Annotated in this window: 5 protein-coding genes; all 5 read right to left on the bottom strand. The window is 62.4% G+C overall.

The window, feature by feature from the left end; all coding sequences use genetic code 11:
• Window positions 1-4,521, bottom strand: a 4,521-nt coding sequence (locus tag ONB52_17885) for an amino acid adenylation domain-containing protein (protein MDZ7418005.1), incomplete at its 3' end; no start/stop codon positions are given.
• Between the two features lie 65 nt (window positions 4,522-4,586).
• A complete protein-coding gene (locus ONB52_17880; GenBank protein MDZ7418004.1) occupies window positions 4,587-5,483 on the bottom strand; it encodes a sulfotransferase domain-containing protein in 897 nt (298 codons plus the stop codon).
• A 269-nt stretch (window positions 5,484-5,752) separates the two neighbouring features.
• Window positions 5,753-14,725 carry an amino acid adenylation domain-containing protein gene (locus ONB52_17875; GenBank protein ID MDZ7418003.1) on the bottom strand — a complete coding sequence of 2,991 codons (8,973 nt, stop codon included), beginning with the start codon at window positions 14,723-14,725 and terminating at the stop codon, window positions 5,753-5,755.
• A 1,043-nt stretch (window positions 14,726-15,768) separates the two neighbouring features.
• A complete protein-coding gene (locus tag ONB52_17870) occupies window positions 15,769-19,194 on the bottom strand; it encodes an amino acid adenylation domain-containing protein (protein ID MDZ7418002.1) in 3,426 nt (1,141 codons plus the stop codon).
• Window positions 19,191-20,240: a class I SAM-dependent methyltransferase gene (locus ONB52_17865; protein ID MDZ7418001.1), complete on the bottom strand. Its 1,050-nt coding sequence runs from the start codon at window positions 20,238-20,240 to the stop codon at window positions 19,191-19,193. The genes ONB52_17870 and ONB52_17865 overlap by 4 nt, the downstream gene beginning before the upstream one ends.
• Between the last annotated feature and the right edge of the window lie 220 nt (window positions 20,241-20,460).

Genomic DNA, 20,460 nt, shown 5'->3' with positions numbered 1-20,460 from the left:
CGCAGGCAGCAGCGGCAGATACGAAACGCGCTGCTCAGCCTCGCGGGCAATGCCCTGCAGCAGCGTCTCGAAATGGCCGAGCAGGCGGGTGATGGTTTCGGCATTGAAGAGATCGGTGTTGTACTCCGCCCAGGCATGCAGGCCGTCCTGACCCTCGGCCATGGTGAGCGTGAGATCATACTTCGCCGTCGTTGCTGCTGTCTCCAGGGGGCTGAGCGTGAGGCCGGGCAGTTCGAGCTTTTGCATCGGCGCATTTTGCAGGATGAAGGCGACCTGAAACAGCGGGGAGCGGCTGAGGTCGCGCACCGGCTGCAGCTCCTCCACCAGTTTCTCGAAGGGCAAATCCTGATGGGCATAAGCGCCGAGGCAGCGCTCGCGCACCTGCCGCAGCAATTCGCGGAAGGTGGGATTGCCGGAGAAGTCGGCGCGCAGCACCAGCGTGTTGACGAAGAAGCCGATGAGATTTTCGGTTTCGGCGCGGGTGCGGTTGGCGATCGGCGAGCCGACGAGAATGTCCGGCTGGCCGGTGTAGCGGTGCAGCAAAGTCTGAAACGCCGCCAGCAGGGTCATGAACAGCGTCACGCCCTCGCGCTGACTGAGTGTCTGCAGGCTGTGCAGCAGCTCCGGCGCGAACGTCACCTTTTCGACGGCACCGTGGAAAGTTTGCAGCGGGGGCCGCGGCCGGTCGGTGGGCAGTTCCAAAACTTCGGTGTGTCCGGCCAACTGTTCCTTCCAGAAGGCCAGTTGCTTTTGTAAAACTTCACCGCTGAGCCACTGCCGCTGCCACGCGGCGTAGTCGGCATACTGAATCGGCAGTTCGGGCAGGCCGGGTTCTTTGCCGGCGAGTGCGGCGGTGTAAGTCTGCGCGACCTCCCGCACCAGCACGCCCATCGACCAGCCGTCGGCGATGATGTGATGCAGGGTGAGCAGCAGCACATGCTCTTCGGCGGCAAGGCGCAGCAGGCGGGCGCGCAGCAGCGGACCGTGAACGAGATCGAAGGGTTGCAGCGCCTCTTCCCGCGACAGGCGCAGCACCTCCGCGGCGCGCGCGCTTTCCGGCCAATTTTCCAAAGCGATCAAGGGCAGACGGAACTGCAGCGTCGGTGCAATCACCTGCACCGGCCGGCCATCGCGGCTGGCAAACGTGGTGCGCAAAGATTCGTGACGCGCAATGACCCGCTGCAGGCTTTTCTCCAGCGCCGCCGTGTCGAGCCGGCCATGCAGACGCAGCGCCACGGGAATGTTGTAGAACGCGGCACCGGGTTGGAGCTGATCCAAAAACCACAGCCGCTGTTGCGCGAAGGAGAGCGGCAGCTCGCCACTGCGCGCAACCGGTTGCAAAGGCGGAGCCGCGACGGTGGCCGCTGCGTCGTTGCGCAAGCGGTCGATTTCCACAGCGAGCGCGGCAAGAGTGCGCAACTCGAAGAGCCGTCGAATCGGCAATTCGACATGAAAGGCCTCGCGGATGCGGGAGACCAGTTGCGTGGCCAGCAGCGAGTGGCCGCCGAGTTCGAAGAAACTGTCATGCCCGCCCACGCGCGGCACACGCAGCAGGCTTTGCCACAGCGTCGCCAGCAATTCCTCCGTGACGGTGCGCGGCGCGAGAAATTCCTTGTCCGAGACCAGACGGCTTCCCTCCGGCGCCGGCAGACGGCGGCGGTCGATCTTGCCGTTGGGCAGCAGCGGCATGCTCTCCAGTGCCACAAAAGCCGCGGGCACCATATAGCCGGGCAGATGGGTTTGCAGGAAATTCTGCAGCTCGCCGGGATGGAGGGCATGGCCGGCCTGCGGCACGAGATAAGCCACCAACTGGCGCTCATTGGGAGCCTCTGCGCGCGCCACCACCACCGCCTCGCGCACCGCCGGATGTTGCTTCAAACACGCCTCGATTTCGCCCGGCTCAATGCGGAAGCCGCGCACTTTCACCTGCTGATCGAGGCGGCCGAGAAATTCGAGCCGGCCGTCGGGCCGCCAGCGCGCGAGATCGCCGGATTTGTAGAGTCGCGCGCCCAGCTCCCGGCTGAAGGGATGGGGAATGAATTTCTCCGCCGTCAAATCCGGACGATTGAGATAGCCGCGCGCCACTCCGGCGCCGCCGATGTGCAGCTCGCCCGGCACGCCGATGGGCACCGGCCGCAAGCGGGCATCCAGCACATAAAGCTGGACATTGGCAAAGGGCCGGCCGATCGGCACGGTGTCGCGGTCTGCTTCCCGGCCCTCGACCAGTTGCCAGCAGGCGGCAATGGTGCCCTCGGTGGGACCATAGGCATTGAACAACTGCCGGCCGGCGGACCAGCGTGCGGCAAGCTCCCAGGTGCAGGGTTCGCCCGCGGAAATCACCGTGCGAAGAGCCGGGAGATTCTCATGGGACAGCATTGCCAGCACCGAGGGCGGCAGCGTGACCGCGCTGAGATGTTGCTCCTGCAGGCAGCGATGCAAATCGGTGAGTGACATCAACGTCTCCTGCCGGGTCACATAGAGCAGACCGCCGCTCAACAAAGCGCAAAAAATTTCCGAAACTGCGGCATCGAAGCTGAGCGAGGCAAATTGCAACACCCGGCTCTTTTCATCGAATCCCCAATCCCGGATTTGGGCCTGCACCAAATTGTGCAAACCGCGATGGTGCAACAACACCCCTTTGGGCCGGCCGGTGGAACCGGAGGTGTAGATCACATAGGCCAAATTCCCGGGATGGGTGGCATTGCTCAAATTCGTTGCCGGCTGCCGGGCGATCTTTTCCCATTCTGCCTCGAGGCCAATCACCTGCGCTGTGGTGGCCGGCAGCTTTTCCGCCAGATGTTTTTGCGTCAGCAACACCGCCGGCCGGGCATCCGCCAGCATGAACTTCACCCGTTCGGCCGGATAGTTGGGATCGATGGGCACGAAGGCGCCACCGGCTTTGAGAATGCCGAGCATGGCGATTACCATCTCCAGCGAACGCTCGAAGCACAAGGCCACCAACGTTTCGGGGCCGACACCGAGCTGGCGCAAATGGCGGGCGAGCTGATTGGCGCGCTGGTTGAGCTCACGATACGTCAGCCGCGCCCCCTCGAATTCCACCGCCACCGCCCCGGGATGTTTTTCGACTTCGCATTCGAACCATTGGTGAATGCATTGGTCAATGCGACTGTCTGCCGCGGTGTCGTTCCATTCGATCAGCAGACGATGCGTTTCCGGTGGCGTGAGCAGCGGCAGGCGGGAGATTGGTTGCCGCGGATCGGCAGCCATGCCGTGCAGCAGCATCTGCACATGCCCCAGCAGGCGCTGAATCGTGTCGCGGTCGAAGCGGCGTGCGTCATAGGCAAGCTCCAGTGCCATCGGCCGCCGCGGACCGGAGACAAAGGTGAGCGGGTAGTTGGTGCGCTCGAAGGAACGGATGTCCTGAATCGCCAGGCCGCCGTCTTCGCGCCGGCGGGCGAGCGCGGTGTCGGCGGGATAATTTTCGAAGACCAAAATACTGTCGAACAGCGGGGTGCCGGCCGGCACCTCGCTCCAGCTTTGCACCTGCACCAGCGGGCTGTATTCGAATTGCCGCATTTCCGCGGCGTGATGTTGAATCTGCCCGAGCAGCGCCAGCACCGGGGGATCGGAAGCCAGTCGCACGCGCAGCGGCAGGGTATTGATGAAGAGCCCCACCATGTTTTCCACGCCGGCGATCTCTGTCGGCCGGCCGGAAACCGTCGTGCCGAAGACGATGTCGGCTTCACCGCTGTAACGATGCAACACCAGCGCCCACGCGGCCTGCAGCAGAGTGTTCAGCGTGAGCTGATGCTGCCGGGCGAGCGCCTGCAGTTGCCGGGAAAGCTCGTCGGACAGCAACAAGCTCTCCTTGCGATAGTCGCTCTCCCCGTTCATGGCAGCGGTCGGGCGGGCACGATCCACCACCAGCGGGGTGGGCGCGGTGAAGCCCTGCAGGGTGTGACGCCAGAATTTCCCGGCCGCGGACAAATCCTGTTGATTGAGCCAGGTGATGTAGTCACGAAAGGGCCGCGCCGGTGGCAAGATGGCGGTGCGACCGCTTCGCAGCGCCTCGTAAAAAGTGAGCACCTCTTTGAAAAGAATCGGCATCGACCAGCCGTCGAACAGGAGATGGTGGTGCGTCCACACCAGTTTGTAGACTTCGGTGTCGAGGCGCAGCAGCGTGAGGCGCATCAGGGGCGCGCGGGCGAGATCGAACCCGCGGCCGCGATCGGCCTGCAAAAAAGCTTCGAACTGCGCGCTTTGTTGCGCGGCCGGCAGGTCGCGCCAGTCAAGCTGGGTGAAGGGCACGGGCAGGCGGCGATGCACGACTTGCATCGGCTTTTCCGTGCTTTTCCAGGCAAAGGCGGTGCGCAAAACCGGCTGGCGATCCATCACCTGTTGCCACGCCTGCACGAAGGCGGTGGGGTGCAGATCGCCGAGCAGGGTGCAACTCAACTGTTCGATGTACACCCCGCTCTCCGGCGCATACAGGCTGTGAAACAGCATGCCGTGCTGCATCGGGGAGAGAGGATAAACGGCTTCAAGATCCAGCTTGCTCATGAGGGGGTCGCTGATTTTTGCAAATTAAAAAGCTTGCCACTCGAATCCCACTGCCGGTGACCGGCTCAGGCCGGTTGCAAGGTAAAATGATCGGCATGTTTCTTATATTTCTTTTCAAATGCCGCCTGCTGCGCGGGCGTCAACAGGTCTTTCCAGGCCATTTTCTGTCCCTTGCGAAGGAAACTGCCCGGCATCATGCCATTCTCCCACAGCAGCTCCACCGCGTGATCGAATTTGATTTCGTGCTGCTTCATGAAGGCAAAGCTGCAGCGTTCGAGGATCCCCGGCCATCTTTCCGGGGCGATGGTCAAACCGCAAAAGTCGGCAATCCTGCGCAGGTTGCCCTCCAAATCGGCGAGCAGATCTTCATATCGCAGCCAGAGCACGTTGGGCTGGTGTTTCTGGGTTGCCCAGCCGGCAACGTGTTTGAACCAGGAGCCATATTGCACCCGGCCGCGCAGGAACAAGTCGAAAAACGCGGAAAAGTCGCCGTGAAAATGCAGATGCGACTTGTAAAAATGATAGTAGGAGACGGCGACGTCGCGGCCGTCGCGCACCAGATAAATGTACCTGCCGGCGCCCCGGGGGATTGTCCACCACAAATGGCGCCAGAAGAGATGGGTTTTGAAAATGCGCGGTGCAGGCAGGGCTTCCACGTTTTTGCCGGTCTGCCCCAGGCGCTCGAACCACGGAATGCATTGCGCGATGTGCGGAATATTCATGTCGCCGTCCGTGGTGAGCTGATAGAGCATCATCTGCAGCCAGGTGGTGCCGGAGCGCGGATAGGTGACCAGAAAGATGTCCGTCGGTCGCGGCACATACTCGACATAGCGCAGCCGCAGCCAGTTGATCAGCAAGGCCAAATGGGAGAGCAGCCCGGCCAGCATGGTTGGCAGCAGGCCGAGCCCGCGCAGCAGCAGTGCCAGAATCCGGCGCAGTGGCCGGTCGTTTGGTTTCCTCAATTTTTGTTGCCTCGATACGCGGACGAAAAGACGGGCAAGAAACGACTTTCATGGCGCAAGCAGGCAGGGTGCCTGCGCTGCACGATTTTCGCAGTCCTGATCGTTTTGCGGGCGTGATCCCACCGCACGGTCATGGCGGCATGCGAATTTGTCAACCGCAAAGCCGCGCGGCACGCCAGTCGTGTATTTCTTTGCGTAAATGGCGTCCCGGCGGTTCAAAAAAATTTCGCGGGCGGGATGGTTTTCAGAAGTAGAAAAATCCCGCTGCGTCACGTTGTGGTCACTTCCGCCAGCACGCGGTCGAGTTCTTCCTGACTCAGGCCGGCTTCGGCAAAATCCGAGGGCGTATAGCCGCCGGTCACACCGCTGCGGCACTGCTGCACCAGCAGGCGCAGCTCTGCGACATACTCGTGTGCCAGCTTTTCGATAGTGCGGCGTGCGAACTGCCGCGGGTTGAATTTCCACTGCAGGTGCAGTTGCTGTTGTCGCACGCCGGCACTGAGATCGAGCGCATGGGTCATGTGATTGTGTGCGGCGCGTTCCGGGCCGTGGGATTCCGGCGCCACCGCCAGCATCCCATCCGGCGGCAGCACGTGATCGAACTGGCCGAGATAATTGAAAATGACCGGCGCCGGCGGCACCTCGCGCAGCAGACTGCGGTTGTCAGACAGGTAGCGCAGCAGGCCCCAGCCCACGCCGCCCTGCGGCACGCGGCGCATCTGCTCCTTGATCGTTTTCAGCGCGTCAACGAATGCGAGAGTGTTGCCCAAATCCAGCGCCAGCGGATGAATGCTGGTGAACCAGCCGACGGTGCGGGAGAGATCGACGTCATCGAACAACGGCTCGCGGCCGTGGCCTTCATAATCGATCAGCAGCGTGCGGCGGCCGGTCCAGCGCGCCAGGACGCGCGCCAGCGCTGTGAGCAGCGCTTCGTCGATGCGGGTATGGAAAGCCGCCGGTACTTCCTGCAGCAACGCGCTGGTTTCTTCCGCGGGCAGCGTCACCATCACAGTCCCGGCGGCAGCCTCGCTCTGTCCCGCACTGGTGAAATCAAGCGGCAGCTCCGGCATGCACAGCTCGCACTGCGCCCGCCAAAAGTCGAGCTGTTGTTGCAGGGTGGCGGACTGCGCCAGCGTGACCAGCCGTTGTGCCCAATATTGAAAGGACGTCGTCTTCGGCGGCAACTGCACCGGCCGGCCTTCGCTGAGCTGGCGATAAGCCGTGAGAAAATCCTCCAGCAGAATGCGCCATGACACGCCGTCGATGACGAGATGATGCACGATGATCAGCAACCGGCCGGGGGCCTCGGCTCCCCGATCGAAGTAAGCCACGCGCAACAACGGGCCGTGGATGAGGTCGAGACTCGCCTGCAAGTCCGCCGCCTTGTTTTCAATGAACACCCGTTGTGCTTCCGGCGTCAGCGCGGAGAGATCCCAAAAGGTGAAGGGATTTGCCCTCTCGCTGTCGGCGTTATGCTGCTGCCAGCCGCTGTCCGCGTGCGTGAAACGCAGACGCAGGGCATCATGATGTTCGACGAGCCGGTGCACCGCCTGCGCGAGCCATTGCGGCGCCAGCCGCTGCCGCACCTCCAGCAGGATCGACTGATTCCAGTGATGCGGCGCGGCGAAGTTTTGTTCGAAGAACCAGCGTTGAATCGGCGTGAGCGGCACCGGCCCGCTGATCGTGCCCTGCTCGGCGTGAATCGTGGTCGTGACCGCCGCCTCACACAACGGCGCGAGTCCGGCAATGGTGGGGTTCTGGAACAACTGCCGCGGGGTCAGAGGCAAACCGGCCTGGCGGGCGCGCGCGATGACTTGAATACTCAAAATCGAGTCACCGCCCAGTTCGAAGAAATTGTCGTGCACGCCGATTTGCTTGACGCCCAAAACCTGCTGCCAGATTTCCGCCAGCCGGGCCTCCACCTCATTGCGCGGAGCCACCCAACCCTCCGCCAACTCCGGCCGCTCATCGGTCGGTGCCGGCAAATTGCGACGGTCGATTTTGCCATTGGGCAGCCGCGGCAGCGCCGGCAGCGTCACGAACACCGCCGGCACCATGTATTCCGGCAATCTTTCCTTCAAGAACTGTCGCAGATCGCCCACCGCCGGCTCGGTTTCTCCGGCGGGGACGACATAGGCCACCAAACGCTTGCTGCCGGCGGCACCATCGGTGCCGGTCTCCTCGCGCACGAGCACGACGGCTTCCTGCACCGCCGGATGCTGCGAGAGTGTCGCTTCGATCTCGCCCAGCTCGATGCGAAAACCGCGCAGCTTGACTTGATCGTCGATGCGGCCCAGGAACTCGAGGCGGCCATCCGGCAGCCAGCGCACCACGTCACCGGTTTTGTACAGCCGGCTGCCCGGCTCCGAGCTGAAGGGGTCGGGAATGAATTTCGCCGCGGTCAAATCCGGCCGGTTGAAATAACCGCGCGCCAGATCGGCACCGCCGATGTGCAGCTCTCCCGGCACGCCGATGGGCAGCGGTTGCAACGCCGCATCCAGCACGTAATGCCGGACATTGACGATCGGCCGGCCAATGTTCGGCGGCTGACCGGCATGCACCCGCGCGATGGTGGAATCCACCGTGCACTCGGTGGGACCGTACATGTTGTAAACCGCCGTGGCTTTCGCCTGCGCCAGCGTATTCCAGGTGGCGGCGTCGATGGCCTCGCCGCCGGGCAGCATGATCGCCGGCAGGCCCTCGCTCTCCAGCAAACCGGCATTCAGCAGCAGCTTGAGTTGTGACGGCACACAATCGAACACATCGAGACGATGCTGGCGCAACCACAGCAGCAGCGCCTCGCCATCCAGCCGCACCTCCTGCGGAATGATGTGCAGGGCGTGACCACGCAGCAACAGGACGAGCTGCTGCACCGAGGCATCGAACGGCAGGGGCGCATTGAGACTGGCGCGCAGCGGCCGCGTGGGATGATGCGCATAGATGGCATGCTCCAAACCCGCCAGCAAATTGAGCACGCCGCGATGGCGAATCATCACGCCCTTGGGCCGGCCGGTTGAGCCGGAAGTGTAGATCACGTAGGCGGGATGCTCGGGCGTGAGCCGGCACTCAGGATTGCTTTCCGCCGCGCGCGCGATCACCGGCCAGTCGCGATCCAGACAAACAGCCTGCAGACCGGCCGGAGCTTCCGCGATTTGTGCCTCTTTGGGCAGCTTGCGCAGCAGCCCCTCCTGCGTGACCAACACCGGCGCTTTGGCATCCTGCAGAATGAGGGCCAGACGCTCGGCAGGATAACCGGGATCGAGCGGCACATAGGCCGCCCCGGCTTTGAGAATGCCCACCAAGCCGACGATCATCTCAACCGAGCGCTCCAAACACAGACCAACGAGGGTCTCGGGGCCGGCGCCGAGTTTTTGCAGGTAATGCGCGAGTTGATTGGCGCGCCGGTTGAGTTCGCCATAGGTAATCCGGTCATTCTCATACACCACTGCCGTGGCCCCGGGCGTGGCGGCCGCCTGGGCAGCGAACAGTTCCGGAAAGCAGGCTTCGGGCAGCGGCACGCTGGCAGTTGTGCTCCATTCTTCCAGCACCAACCGGCGTTCCGCGGCCGGCAGCAGCGGCAATTGCGAAAGGCGCATGTCCGGAGTCGTGACCGCGGCAGCCAGCAGCGTTTGGAAATGGGCGATCATGCGCTGAATGGTGGGCACTTCGAAGAGATCGGCATTGTATTCGATCGCCCCTTTCAAGCGGTCCTCGCGCTCGACGATCTCCAGAGTCAAATCGAATTTGGCGGTGCCGGTGTCCAAAACCAGCGGCTGGAGCTTCAGCCTGCCGGTGTCGATGGTTTGCCAGACGGCGCGATGGTGGGCGAACATCACCTGAAACAGCGGCGTGTGGCTCATGTCGCGCTGCGGCTGCAATTCATCCACCAACTTTTCGAAGGGCACATCGGGATGGGCATAGGCGTCGAGCGCCACCTGCCGCACGCGCGCCAGCAGCTCGTGAAAAGTGGGATCGCCGGACAAATCGCTGCGCAGCACCAGCGTGTTGACGAACAGGCCGATGAGCGGCTCGATCTCGCTGCGGTTGCGGTTGGCGACCGGCGTGCCGACGGCGATGTCGGTTTGCCGGGTGTAGCGGTGCAACAGCGTCTGCAGGGCGGCGAGCAAAATCATGAAGGTGGTCACGTTCTCGCGCCGGCTCAGCGCATGCAGGCGGTCGAAAGGCTCACCCGCAATTTCGAAGGCCAGCCGGCCGCCGCGATGGCTTTGCACCGCCGGTCGCGGATGGTCGGCAGGCAGCTCCAGCAGGGCGGGCACGCCGGCAAGCTGGCGTTTCCAGTAATGCAACTGGGTTTCCAGCACACCGCTGGCGAGCCACTGCCGCTGCCAGTGGGCATAATCGAGATACTGAATCGGCAGCTCGGGCAGGGGCGAAGGCTGGCCCGCTGCGAACGCCGGATAGAGCGCGGCCATTTCGCGATTGAACACATTCACCGACCAGCCATCGGCGACGATGTGATGCATGGTCAGCACCAACACGTGTTCCTGCTCATCGAGCTGCAGCAGCAGGCCGCGCAACAGCGGCGCGCTCGTGAGCTGGAAGGGCCGGCGCGCCTCCTCGCTGGCGAGTGCCTGCACCCGGGCCTCGCGCTCGGAGACGGGCAGGTGGCGGAGATCATGCCTGCTCACCGGCACCGTGACGCTGCCGGCCGGTGCGATCTCGAGTTTGGGTTTGCCCTCGACCGTGTGAAAAGCGGTGCGCAAAATTTCATGGCGCCGCAAAATCTCGTTCAAGCTCGCCAGCAGGGCGGCTTCCTGCAATTCTCCCAGCAGGCGCACCGCGGCAATGACATTGTAAAACGGGTTATTCGGCTCGAGTTGATCCAAAAACCACAGCCGTTGTTGGGCAAACGAGAGGGGCAACTCGCCGGTGCGCGGGATCGGTTGCAGGCCGGTCAACTCCTGCCGCGCCGTGCCGCGGCCTGCGCTCTCCTCGCGGGCATAGCCCAGGCGTGCCGCCAGCTCCCAGCTTATGGAACTCAAAAAGTCCTGTGTGTGAAATTTCCGCCAGCGGTCGGTGACGCTGGTGTCGATGGTTTTGCGCAGGTAGAATTTGAAATCGCCCACCATTTGCGAATCCGCCTTTACCGGGTCGGTCATGCGTTTGCCCTCATAGGGTTTGAGCATGTCCGGGTGAAACTCCAGGCCGAGGAAGGCGCAGAGTTTTTCCATTTCGGCGCGCGGGTCGGCCAGCACCTCTTCAAACTTGAGGCGAAACTGGCGCTGGGGCGGGATCGTTGCGAGAAAGTCCAAAATATTCCGATGGCAGACGATCCAGATCAACTCGGCCAGCTCGCGGCGGGTGAACGGATGCGGATAGCGGAAAAAGTTTTGATCGAGCTTGGCTTCGATGAAGGAGTAAATCGTGGCGTAGGGATGGCGCACGAGATGCAGGTAAAGCGGCTCGTCGAAATCGCTCTCCGCGCGCCGCAGAATTTCAGGGTCGAGGGCGTAGCTCGGGGTTTTATCCACCAGCAGACGGTCGCCGAGCCACGTTTGCAGCAGGCCGTAGAATTCCTTGACGCTGAGATTTTGGCGTTCATATTCCGCCATCAGGTGCCCGGCGGTTGCGGCGTCGCAGTTTTTGAGTTCCATCACCGCGCGCACCGTGGCCTCCAGCCACAACTCATAGGTTTGCGACAGCGCCTGCCGGCGTTCCTGCAGCGTGTTGAAGGAGAGCAGTTCGAGCTCGGGCGGCGAAAACAGCCTGGGATGGCCGGCGAGCATGACGCGCAGCAAGGTGGAGCCGGAACGCGGGGGCGAGAGCAGGAAGATGGCCGGGCGATTTTTGGGAATGCGGCCGCCCGCGGTCGTGTCCCGGCGCGGCAACGGAGGGATCAACGCCTGAAATCGGGCCACGGTGGCGGCATCGATCCGGCCATCGCCGGCAGGTGCGACGATTTGTGCCTCGAGTTTGGCCCTCAGGCTTTCGACCGTTCCGCTGCCCCATTTTTGCGCCACGATTTCGGGATAATATTCCGCGAGATAAAGCGCCATTTCGGCCACGGTCGGCACGTGAAAAACAGCGCGCACCGGAAAGGTTTCGCCCAACACCTCCTGCACGCGATTGACCAGCACCGCCGAGCGGATCGAGTCCCCGCCGATTTCGAAGAAATTATCATAGACGCCGACCTTCTCAACGCCCAACACGTCCTGCCACACCTGGGCGAGAAAACGCTCCAACGCGGTGCGCGGGGCGACATAGGCCTTTTCCTGCTCCGGCCGGCTGCGATCCGGTGCCGGCAGGGCGCGGCGGTCGATCTTGCCGCTGGCCGTCAGGGGAAAGGCGGGCAGCGTCACGAACCATGCGGGGATCATGTACTCCGGCAGGCGGTCGCGCAGAAAATGACGCAATTCACTGACGCTCGGCTCTGCCGGCACAGCAGCAGTAAGATAGGCCACCAGTTGTTTGCCACCACCAGTCTCGTCACGTGCCAGCACCACCGCCTCGCGCACCGCGGGATGCTGGCGCAGCACCGCTTCGATTTCCTCCAGCTCGATGCGAAAACCGCGCAGTTTGACTTGATGATCGAGGCGGCCCAGAAACTCAAGGCGGCCATCGGGGAGATAGCGCGCCAGATCACCGCTCTTGTAAAGCCGCGCACCCGGCTCGTCACTGAAAGGATGGGGAATGAATTTTTCCGCGGTCAAGTCCGGCCGGTTGAGATAGCCGCGCGCCACGCCCGCGCCGCCAATGTGCAGCTCACCGGGCACGCCGATGGGCACCGGTTGCAGCCGCGCATCCAACAGATAGATTTGCACATTTTGAAACGGCCGGCCGAGGGGAACGCTGAGGGTGCCTTCGATTTTTTCTCCCGCCGGCTCCCACGAGGCGGCAATCGTCGTTTCCGTGGGGCCATAGCCGTTGAAAAATTTCCGGCCCGGCGACCAGCGCGCCGCCACCTCCCACGGGCAGCTTTCCCCGGCGGAAATGATGGTATGCAGCTCCGGCAGGCCTTGGTTGGACAGCACGGCGAGCAGGGAGGGCGGCAGCGTGACGGTGTTGATGTGGTTTTCCTGCAGACAGCGGTGCAGGTCTGCTGCCGCGGTGATAATTTCACGGCGGGCCAGTACCAGCGTGCCGCCATTGAGCAGGGTTCCGAAAATTTCCGAAATCGCGGCGTCGAAGCTGAACGAGGCAAATTGCAGTACGCGGCTGTGCGGTCCCAGCCCCCAATCCTGTTTCTGACTCTGCATGAAATTGTTCAAGCCGCGATGCGGCACCAGCACGCCCTTGGGCCGGCCGGTTGAACCGGAGGTGTAAATCACGTAGGCAAGGTTCTCCGGCCGCGCGCCGCCGGAAAAATTCACCGCCGGCTGCCCGGCCTTTTGTTCCCACCCCTCATCGAGGAAGAGCTTCGGGATCGTGGTCGCGGGCAGCTTTTCTGCCAATGCTGATTGTGTCAACAACACCGCCGGCCGGCAATCCGCGAGCATGAAGGAGATGCGCTCCGCCGGGTAGGCCGGGTCAATGGGCACGAAAGCACCGCCGGCTTTGAGCACCGTGAGCATCGCCACCACCATTTCCACCGATCGTTCGAAGCAAAGCGCCACCAACACCTCCGGCCCGACCCCCAGTTCGTGCAGCCGGCGGGCGAGTTGATTGGCGCGCTGATTCAGTTCGGCATAAGTGAGCGACACGCCTTCGAACGTTACCGCAATGGCCGCGGGCGTTTTATCAACCTGCGCTTCGAAGAGATGATGGCTGCACACCCCGGCGGGATAGTCCGCCTTGGTGGCGTTCCACGCCTGCAGCATTTGCCGTTTCTGTGCTTCGGTCAGCAGCGGCAGGGCGGTGATGGGCAGGCCGGGGTCGGCGATGATGCCGTGCAGCAGCATGTGAAAATGTTTCGCCATCCGCGCCACCGTTGCCGCGAGGAAGAGATCGGTGTTGTACTCGAAGATGCCGCGCCAGCCGTTGGGCCCCTGCTCGACAATCAGCGTCAAATCGAATTTGGCGGTGCCGGTTTCGGCATCCATGATCGACAGGCGCAAATCCGGCAGCTCGAGGCGCTGCAACGGATCGCTTTGCAGCACGAACATCACTTGAAACAGCGGCGAGTGGCTGAGATGTCGTTCGAGCTGCAACTCGTCGATCAGCATCTCGAAGGGCAAATCCTGATGGGCATAAGCGCCGAGCGCGGTTTCGCGCACCCGCCGCAGCAACTCCCGGAAGGGCGGGTCGTCGGTGAGACGCGGAACGCGCAGGGCAAACGTGTTGACAAAGAAGCCGATCAGTCCCTCGGTCTCGGCGCGGTTGCGATTGGCAATGGGGGTGCCGATGCAAAAGTCGTCCTGGTTCGAATAGCGATACAGCAGGGTGTAAAACGCCGCCAGCAGGGTCATGAACAGCGTGCCGTTTTCCTGCCGGCTGAGTTCGCCGAGTGCTGCCAGCAATTCCGTGGGCAGCTCGAAGGCGTAATGCGCGCCGTGGAAGGTTTGCACTGCCGGTCGCGGCCGGTCGGTGGGCAGCGACAACAGTTGCGGCACCCCGGCGAGCTGTTTTTTCCAATAATCGAGCTGCCGCGCGCGCACCTCACCGGTGAGCCAGCCACGCTGCCACGCGGCGTAGTCGGCATATTGAATCGGCAGGTCGGGCAGCCGCAGCGGGCGGCCGGCGAGGCCGGCTTGATAGGCCGTCGCGACTTCACGGATCAACACGCCGATCGACCAGCCATCGGCGACGATGTGATGAATCGTCAGCAGCAGGAGGTGGTCCCGCTCAGCGAGTTTGAGCAGACCGGCGCGCAGCAGCGGCCCGTGATTCAGGGCGAAGGGTTTTTGCGCCTCGTGCTGGATGAGCCGCCTCGCCTCGGCTTCACGCTCTCCGGCGGGCAAATGCTCGAGGCTGGTTACCGGCATGGCCAGCGGCTGCACCGGTGCAAGGCGCTGCACCGGCCGGCCTTTTTCGGTGACAAAAAAGGCGCGCAAGACTTCATGCCGGCGCACGACTTCCTGCAGCGCCTGCACCAGCACCGGCACGTGCAGGGAGCCCTCCAGCCGTACCGCCGCGGCGATGTTGTAAAAAGGGCTTCCCGGTTCGAGCTGATCGAGAAACCACAACCGCATCTGCGCGAACGACATGGGAAACTCATCGCGGTTGGGGCGGCGGGGAATCCCGGCCGGCTTCGGCGCTTTTTCGCCTTCGCGCTGCAGACGCTTCAACAGCAGCTCGCGCTTTTCCGGAGAGAGCTCGGCGAGGCGTTTGGAAAGGTCACTCATCGCAGTTTTATCTAATAAAAAATTATACCACGTTTCCAGACCAGCTCGAAACTTCAGCCCTTCGGCCAGCTTCCCGGCGAAGGACTTGCCACGAAAAGGCCGTCGCACCGGCTTCCAGCCTGCAGGCAGGATGCCTGCGCTCCAGCATTTTCGTGATACCTGAATTTTGCCCCCGGATTGATCCCCTCCGCGAACAACGCCGCTTTGATCGCGACGCCCAACCACCCAAGGGGTGGTGCATAAAAATTAGCTCATCCGACTCAAGCGTACATGGCCACATGACTGTTCTTTGCATCTGATGAACTCCGATAGGAGTGAGATGGTTATAGCTAAGTTCGCCTAAATGAAACCCCATCGGGGTGACATGTGTATCGTGCATCCTCATTGATCTCATCTTGAATTGAATGCAAACGCCGTTACATGTCACTCCTAAAGGAGTTTGAAGCTGGAGGTGTTGACAATTACTATAAACATTTCACCCCTAGCGGGGTTGGGCCGTTCGCTATCAAGTTAGGGCAAGTGGATCTCAGCAGAGAAGGCACGGAACTGATTTTGCGATTCTTTTCATCTTGTTGTCGCAAAATGTACGCAAAATTCGGATGATCCTAAAAATTTTGCCGGCAAACGTGCGATCAACTCCGGCAGGAGTGAACTGTTTTTAGTGAAGCGGCAGATCGCATTTCTCAAAACTCCGTCAGGAGTGACCTGCGTGATTCTCCTAAAAAAGCCGCGTCAGATCATGAGAAATGCTACAGGGCACTCCTAACGGAGTTCAAAGACAAGCCAGATGCCCCTGTCTACAAACAGTTCACTCCTGACGGAGTTATGTGAACACGCCATTTCTCCCGGGCAACAGCAAGCCCGCATGCAAAATTCAGGTCGTAACACAGCTCTTCATAAAGCAAATCGTGCTTTGTCCCCATTATCCGGCTCCAATTTTAAAGCCGACAGCTTCACAAGCCTCCCACGAAAGAAGAACTGCCACGAAAGAAACAGCCAAAAACATTTCCGCGGGATTTCATTTTCGTGGGCGAAAATTTTTTTCACACCAGCGAACTCTCCTCTTCCTGCAACAATTTCTGCACTTCCTCATCGCTCAGTTGGTCGAGATCAGCCAGCATTTTCTCCAGCTTGTCGCGGTCTTCCTGACCGGCCTGCGCCTCGGCGAGGGCCAGTGCCAGCCCCTCCACGGTGGGGGTCTCGAAGATCCTGCGCAACGGCACTTCCACCTGAAAAATCTCCCGCACTTGTGACATCACCTGTGTCGCCAGCAGCGAATGGCCGCCCAGCTCGAAGAAATTGTCATGGATGCCAACCCGCTCGAGGTGCAACACTTCCGCCACCAGTGCCGCGAGCACGCTTTCCGTCGGCGTGCGCGGGGCAACATAAGCGGACTCCAGCTCCGGCCGTGACTCGTCCGGCGCCGGCAGGCTGCGCAGATCCACCTTGCCACCGGGCGTTTGCGGAAACTCGTCCAGCGCCACGAACGCGGCGGGGATCATGTACTCCGGCAGCCGGCTTTTGAGATAGTGCCGCAGCTCGCTCACTGTCGGCCGGTCTTGCGACGCGGCAACGAAATAAGCCACCAGCCGCTTGTCACCCGGCCGGTCCTCGCGCGCCAGCACCACCGCCTGCCGCACCGCCGGATGCCGGCGCAACACCGCTTCGATCTCACCCAATTCGATGCGGAAGCCGCGAATCTTCACTTGATGATCGCGGCGGCCGAGGAACTCGATGGTGCCGTCTGGCCGCCAGCGCGCCAAATCACCGGTTTTGTACAGGCGGGCGCCGGCGTGTGTCGCAAATGGATCCGGGACGAAGCGCTCGGCGGTCAAATCCGGCCGGCGCAAATAGCCGCGCGCCACGCCCGCGCCGCCGAGATGCAATTCGCCCGGTATGCCAACCGGCACCAGCCCGCCGGTGCGATCCAAAATGTAAGCCCTGCGACCAGACAGCAAGCGTCCAATCGGCACGCGCCGCCCGCCGCTCCCGCCGGCAAACTCAGGAGGCACTTCAAAAGCCGTGGCCGTGATGGTGGTCTCGGTGGGGCCGTAGGCATTCAACAAGCGCACGTGCTTGAGCGGCGTTCTTTGCCAAAGCCGCAGCGTGGCCGCCGGCATTTCATCGCCGCCGATGATCACCAGCCGCAGATTGGTGGCGGACACCTTCCCGGGCGCTTCGCTCCAGTGTTGCGCGAGTTCCTGCCAATAGGCGGTGGGCAGGTTGATGACGGTCAACCCGTGGGCGGCGACTTTCTGGTGAAATTCCGCCGGCGTCCACAGGGTGGCATCGCGCAGCACCAGTTGCGCACCAGCCAGCAACGCCGGCAGCATCTGTTCGAGGGAGGCATCGAAATTGAGCGCGGCAAATTGCAGCACGCGGTCCGCAGGTGTCAGCTCGTAGTATTCCCGCATGCACAGACAATGTTTGGCGAGCGTGCCGTGTGAAACAAGCACGCCTTTCGGCCGGCCGGTTGAGCCGGAGGTGTAGATGACGTAGGCGGCCTGTCCATCGTGCACGGCCGTTGGCGGTGTGTCGTCCCGCTCGCGGCTGAGGGCCTGCCATGCCGCATCCAGCGGCAGCACCGTGGCATTTTCCAGCGGCGGCAGGGTCGCGACCAAATCCGGTTGCGTGAGCACGACAGCGGCGCGGGCATCCTTGAGCATGAAGGTCAGCCGGTCGCGCGGATACGCCGGATCCAGCGGCAGGTAGACGCCGCCCGCCTTGAGTATGCCGAGCAACCCGATGACTGCCTCCGGCGAACGTTCGAGATACAGCCCGACGATGACTTCCGGGCCGACGCCCGACTTTCTCAAAAGATGGGCGAGCTGGTTGGCGCGCCGGTTCAACTCCGCATAGCTGAGCTGCCGCTCACCGCACACCACGGCGATGGCATCCGGGGTGCGGGCCGCCTGCTCGGCAATCCGGTGATGAATCGGAGGCATGCTCTCCGCCACGGGTTGATCCGGCTGCCATTCGACGAGAAGCTGGCGGCGTTCGTCCGCTGTCAACAGCGGCAACTGCGACAGGCGGGCACCGGGGTTGGCCACGATGCCCTCCAGCAGGGTGCGGAAATGGCCCAGCAGCCGTTGCATGGTCGCCGCGTCGAACAGGTCGGTGGCATACTCCAGTTTGCCGCGCAGGCCGTTGTTCTCCTCCATCGAAAGCAGCAGATCGAATTTGACCGTGTGGCTGTCCACCTCCTGGACGTTGATTCGCAAGCCGGGAAGCTGCAGGTCGGGAAAGGCGGCGTTTTGAAAGGTGAACATCACTTGAAAGAGCGGACTGCGGCTCATGTCGCGCTCGGGCTGCAGTTCTTCCACCAGCCTCTCGAACGGCAGGTCCTGATGTTCAAAGGCGCCCAGGGCGGTTTCGCGTACCCGCTGCAGCACCTCGCTAAAAGTCGGATCGCCGGAGAGATCGCTGCGCAGCGCCAGCGTGTTGACGAAGAAGCCGATGAGCTCCTCGGTTTCGGCGCGGTTGCGGTTGGCCACCGGCGTGCCGACGCAAATATCCTGCTGGCCGCTGTAGCGGCACAGCAAAACCTTGAAAGCCGCCAGCAGGCACATGAACAGCGTCACGCCCTGCTGCTGGCACAGGTCTTTGAGCTGCTCATGCAGCAATTGCGGCAACTCGAACCGGAGGGTGGCGCCGTTGAAGGATTGCACCGCCGGCCGTGGCCGGTCGGTGGGCAACTCCAGCACCGGCGGGGTCGGTCCGAGACGCTGTTTCCAATAGGCCAGGAGATTCTCCAGGGTTGTGCCCTGCAGCCGGTCGCGCTGCCAAAGGGCGAAGTCGGCATATTGAATGCGCAACGGCGGCAGCGGCGAGGGACGGCCGCTGCGGAAAGCGGTGTAGAGGGCGCTCATTTCCCGGATCAACACCGCCATCGACCAGCCGTCGGCGATGATGTGATGCATGCCGAGCAGCAGCAGGTGCTCCGCGGGTTGCAGCCGCAGCAGGGTGGCGCGCAGCAGCGGGCCGCGGGCGAGATCGTAGGGTTGCCCCGCCTCTGCTGCCGCGAGGCGTTCCGCTTCTGCGCGGCGGCTGTTTGCGTCGAGCTGCTGCAGATCGATGACCGGCAGTTCGAGTGACCGCGTGTCCGCGATGATTTGCACCGGCTGGCCGTTGCGGCGGTCGAAAGTGGTGCGCAGAATCTCGTGGCGCCGGATGATTTCGTTCAGGCTCGCCGACAGGGCGGCGGTGTCCAACCCGCCCTGCAGATGAATGGCGTAGGCAATGTTGTAAAAGGCGCTGCCGGGGTTGAGTTGATCGAGAAACCACAGCCGTTGCTGGGAGAAGGAAAGCGGCAGCACGTCCGTCTTGTGCCGGCGCGGGATGGGCGCGAGTGCGGAAAAATTCACGCCCTGCTGCGCAAAGAGTTTCTCCAACAACTGGCGTTTCTCCGGCGGCAGGCCGGCGATTTGTGCCGCGAGCGCGGCGAGATCACTGCGCGTGTGCGTGTTCATGCTCCTGTTCCCTCCGTGCCAACTCCTGTGTTTTTTTGCAACCAGAGAATTTTGTAGGCGGAGATGCCGAGTTTCATGTTGTCATAGGGCTTTGAGCCGGGGACCGCGAGAAAATCGCCGAGCAGGTCCTGCTCCCCGGCGCCGGCCTGTTGAAAAGCCGCCAGCCGTGCAGCGGCGGTCTCATCGCAGGCGCGCAGGACATTGCCGGTGATGTCCTGATTGCGGGTGATCGCGAAGCCCATCTGCGCGAGCCATGTTTCGGCGGCCTGCCATTGTTTGAGAGTCAGCAGATCGGCATAAAGAAACCAGCCGCCGGGCTTGAGCACGCGAAACACTTCCGCATAGAAATCGCGGCGGTTGGGATAATTGTGCGAGGACTCGACATTGGTGACGCAATCGAAGGCCGCCGCCGCCAGCGGCAGTTTTTCGGCATCAGCCTGCAGAAAATGGCTGCGCCGCGGATCGCCGTTTTTCTGACAAAAGCGCACCGCGCCGCCGGACAAGTCCATGCCCGTGACGCGGGCGGGTGAAAAGTAGCGCAACAGGGTTTGCACCATGCCGCCGCGACCGCAGCCGATGTCGAGAACCGCGGCGCCGGTGAGATCCCGTTCGCCGATGACTTCCAGCATCAGCTTGAGGGAGTGGCGATTGGGATAATGCCGCGGCACCGCGATGGTCGAGTATTCCGGACTGCCGTCGGGCGCGTAGCCATAATTCAGAAAGGCGGCGGCGCTGCCGAACAGCGAGGCATCGAGCTGCCGGTTGATGGCATCATAAAATTTCCGGGTGACGCTTTTGATTGTCTCGCTCTGCGGATGCGGCTGATGCCAGGCGGTTTCGGACTGGTCTTCCGCGGCACGTCGAAAAAATTCCCGCACGCTTTCCCGCACTTCGGCCAGTTCCTCCGCCGCCGGCGTGTTGCCGCTGGCGGATTGGTCGTCGGGAAGGGGCAGACCCTTTTCCCGCAGCAGCCGCTCGAACAGCGCGCGTTTTTCCGGCGGCAACTCCGCGATGCGGCCGGCAAGCTGATTGATCGCAGTCTCCATTTTCTTCTTTTACCCTCACGGCGCCATGGTATATGAGCCGGGAAAAACATCATGACGGCGACGATTTTTAGAACACAGATTTTCGCAGACGAACGCAGATACAAAAAACAGTGTTTCTCAACGTTCAGCGGCTTCACAACGCCGCGTTGTTGTAATGCAGGCTTGCAGGCAGGAGGCCTGCGCTACGATTTGCTTTCAGCTTCCAGACGGCAGGCAGGCA

Source organism: candidate division KSB1 bacterium (assembly GCA_034506255.1).
GTDB classification, from domain to species: Bacteria; Zhuqueibacterota; Zhuqueibacteria; order Zhuqueibacterales; family Zhuqueibacteraceae; genus Coneutiohabitans; species Coneutiohabitans thermophilus.
Note: the sequence above shows the minus strand (reverse complement) of the source record. Positions and strands in the feature narration are given on the sequence as shown.